Here is a 3,358-nt window from a genome sequence, read left to right as displayed (position 1 = left end):
CCGATTTATCCATATCAGCAAAACAAGTCACTTTCGTATACGGCAGTCCAAAATTAGCCGATAATGCCTTGGCTAGTTGTGTTTTCCCGGAACCAGCGTCACCTTCTAACAATATATTGGCGATTTTCATTTCCCCGCGATTCCAGTTGCGTTTGATTTCATTACGAATGCGCCGTTCTTCTTCACTGACCTGATGAGTGGAAGGCTTTTTCCAAATAAGCTTTTTTTCTGCATCCGTCAGCTGTCTTTCAGGTGACAAATGATATTTTTCATTTTCAGTCATCGTATTTCTCCTCCACTCATAGTGCTGGATTCTTCACATCTTTGCTCTTTTTCGCAACAAGAAGCGGCAGCAGCAAAGCCGCACCGATCATAATCAAAACCCCGCTCACCACATATACCGCAACCAGCGAGAACGTCTCCTTTAAATAGCCGGACAGAAACATGCCAATCACCATCATCCCCATAAAAACAGGCGTGATCGTACCAGACACCCGGCCAATAAATGCCCCTTCTGTGTTCCGCACAAGTAGCGTCTGGATTCCGCTTTGAATACAAGGGAAAAAGAAACCGCTGATTACTAATAGAACAATCATCAACCAAATCGTTGTGGTAGCCCCTACTACCATCGTACAAGCAGCAGAGACAAGCAAGCCTACCATGAGCAACATCTGTGGCCTCGCCTTTTTGGCTATCCCGATGATGATTGCTCCTCCTGCCAACATGGCTAACCCGTTGGCCATAACCAACCACTGTAAAAATTGTTTGTCCTGTCCCAAATTCTCGATGACAAGAAAGATCTGAAGCGGCTGTGTCAGACCTGACGCCAATCCGACAGCGCAGAAAGTCAGACAGAGAGTTCGTAAGGATTGATTGAACCCGATATAGCGCAGTCCTGCCTTCAATTCCTTGATGAAGCCGCCAGCATCGTCAGACTTCGGTTCCTCCGCGTCACGGGGAAGCGTCGCTAAGATAAGGAAAGACCCCAGAAACAGAACGGCTGTCAAAATCAGAGAGACTGTAATTCCAAACTGGATGAAAATAAACGTGCCGATGACCGGACCTAAAACCGTAAAGACAGCGACAAGCGTTTGGGACATAGCCATCGCGCCCTGCAGTTGTTCAGCTGGAACATGACGCTTGTACAGTTTCATGGCTGATGGTTGAGAAAACTGAGACAAGCTGGCGGAAATAAATGTTCCGATGAGAAGTGCCATCCATCCCCCATTCATGAGTGCAAGCAGCACAGCCCCGACAGACACGGCAGACAGCAGATCGCTCCAAACCATTGTCCGCTTAGGCCGCCAGCGGTCGGCAAAAGTTCCGCCAATCAGGCCGAACAGAAAAATGGGTGCGAATTCCGCAACCGAAATCAGTGATACATAAACCGGATTATTATTCGTCAACTCGCTCACGAAAAGAAGAACGGCATAATTCCGGATCCAAATCCCCAAATGCAGCAGCACACGGGAGAGGACAATCGTTCGGACATACACATTGGAAAACATTTCAATACCCCATGTCCTTTAATAGTTTTGATAATGTGCGCAGACGCTCGCTGATCATCTCATCGTCATTGCTCAATGCTTGGCTGAACAGCTTAATGTCTTCATGAAGACTCTCATTGTCCGTACATATCGCCACGTTCATTGCATCCCCTTGCAGGGCAACCCGGTCGATGACGGGCTCCTGCGGGTCATAATAATGCTCATATCTGTATGCGTCGCGAAAATGGGCCAAAGACCGACAAATCAGAATGGACATATCAAGAGCGCGATGGAGAGGCAGTTCCTCCGATTGTTTCGACCATTCATCTCCCGCGTATCTCCATACCTTGGCCGATAGATCGATCTTTCTTCTGGAGTTGCCCTCTGCCACTCCCAGAGAAAGTGCTTTCGCATCTGTGTTCCTGGCGAATCGGCCATCAACACGCTCATAGTTATCCGACACGACAACAGGCTTATGGTTCAAGTTCGTAGGTATTTTCATTTTCATTCCCTCTTTTCGTTTGATTATAGTTCTTTCTTTTTTTCCTGATGGTATCCGCGCTCTCCGTAAGGCTGGAGCTGGTCGAGCCATTTTTGTTCCAGTTTCTTCAGAGCATCCTTTTCATCAAAGAATCCGTCTTCCTTCTTTTTCAAAACCTCTAACACTTCAAAGACGAATGCCTCTTCTCCGTACTCATTCCATTCCTGTTGAAGCTGCTTGTTTATATGCGAACCCATTTTGAGAGTGAACAGCTTTCCATTCATCGTCTTGAGGTTGCGGGTGGCGCTGATCCAGACTTTTTGGTTTTGGGTGTTTTTGATCTGATACACCCCTGCCTGCGTTTCCGATTCTTTATACAGTTGTTTCAGTTCTTCTCGATTCATCGTTTCTCCCTCACTTTTAACGATCGTTTTAATAAACAAAAAATCATTTTGTTTGTTATTTAATAAACATAATGATTCATTGTTTTAAAATTGTCAAGCAAACAAAAAAAACACCGGAACATGTCCGGTGCCTAATTTGGTCGGGTTACAACGAGTACAGGGCCAATGAATCTTCAACAAACAATAGAGTGAAATGTCTACGATTATGTTTGTAGCGACTCCCCTTTTATAGCGTTTTCACCATATAATAACGATCGTTTCCATTACCATATTCCGCTATCCGTGTCTCAATAACCGCAAAGCCTGCTTTTTGATAGAGTCCGACTGCTCCAGTATTATCAGGGCTTACGGTTAAACAAATCTGACGGAATCCATCCTCACGCAGCTGCTCCAGCAATCGGTTCAAGAAAGAGAACCCATACCCCATCCCTTTCCGATCTGCCCGGATGTAATACCCATACATGTAGCACTTGTCCGGCTGACGAAAATCCCTCAAGAGCTGGCATACCCCGACAGGATACGCCTCCTCTGCTTCCATGAAAAGTGCAACACAGCCATGTCTCGCGAGTGGTACGAGCACCCATTCATCAATTGCTCCATGTGGGCCAAAGGCCTCCTGCTCCATTTCTTTGATCATCTGAAGCTGGCTCTCTGTCAATGCCTCGACAATTTCTATGCGCGTATTTTGCATTCAGTCCTCTCCCTATACGGGTTGCCGCTTCGCTCCGATGACCTGCTCTGACTGAACCGTTATGTCGGCAAGCACCGCTTCGTCTAGCTCTACACCTAAGCCTGGCTGATCTGACACGACAATCTGACTACCGTGAATCGCAAGCTGAGCCACATCCCGCGAAATGATCGCAGGTCCTGCCAGCTCGTTGGAAATGATATTTTTTTTCGCCAGTGACAAATGTGCACCAGCAGCACTGCCAATCGAGGACTCCAGCATCGAACCGATCTGACACTCCATCCCGGCCATTTCCGCC

Annotated in this window: 5 protein-coding genes and 1 pseudogene; all 6 read right to left on the bottom strand. The window is 47.0% G+C overall.

Going from position 1 to position 3,358, the window contains the following annotated elements:
- Positions 1 to 283 (bottom strand): annotated as a pseudogene (locus C7R94_RS26690) (AAA family ATPase); the annotation flags it as partial.
- Positions 284 to 299: 16 nt separating this feature from the next.
- Positions 300 to 1,508, bottom strand: coding sequence for an MFS transporter (locus C7R94_RS26685; protein ID WP_106785645.1), 1,209 nt, complete (start codon positions 1,506 to 1,508; stop codon positions 300 to 302).
- 1 nt (position 1,509) lies between these two features.
- Positions 1,510 to 1,989 carry a DUF6530 family protein gene (locus C7R94_RS26680; RefSeq protein ID WP_106785644.1) on the bottom strand — a complete coding sequence of 160 codons (480 nt, stop codon included), beginning with the start codon at positions 1,987 to 1,989 and terminating at the stop codon, positions 1,510 to 1,512.
- A gap of 23 nt (positions 1,990 to 2,012) precedes the next feature.
- The gene (locus C7R94_RS26675; RefSeq protein WP_106785643.1) at positions 2,013 to 2,372 is read right to left on the bottom strand and encodes a GIY-YIG nuclease family protein; all 360 of its coding nucleotides are present in this window, start codon (positions 2,370 to 2,372) and stop codon (positions 2,013 to 2,015) included.
- Positions 2,373 to 2,598: 226 nt separating this feature from the next.
- Positions 2,599 to 3,063, bottom strand: a complete 465-nt coding sequence (locus tag C7R94_RS26670) for a GNAT family N-acetyltransferase (protein ID WP_106785642.1) — start codon at positions 3,061 to 3,063, stop codon at positions 2,599 to 2,601.
- Positions 3,064 to 3,075: 12 nt separating this feature from the next.
- Positions 3,076 to 3,358: enolase C-terminal domain-like protein (locus C7R94_RS26665; protein WP_304533972.1), on the bottom strand; the 283-nt coding region annotated here is incomplete at its 5' end.

Origin of the sequence: Brevibacillus sp. NRRL NRS-603, assembly GCF_003013445.1 — a bacterium.
GTDB lineage: Bacteria > Bacillota > Bacilli > Brevibacillales > Brevibacillaceae > Brevibacillus > Brevibacillus formosus.
This window is presented reverse-complemented; position numbering and strand designations above follow the sequence as displayed.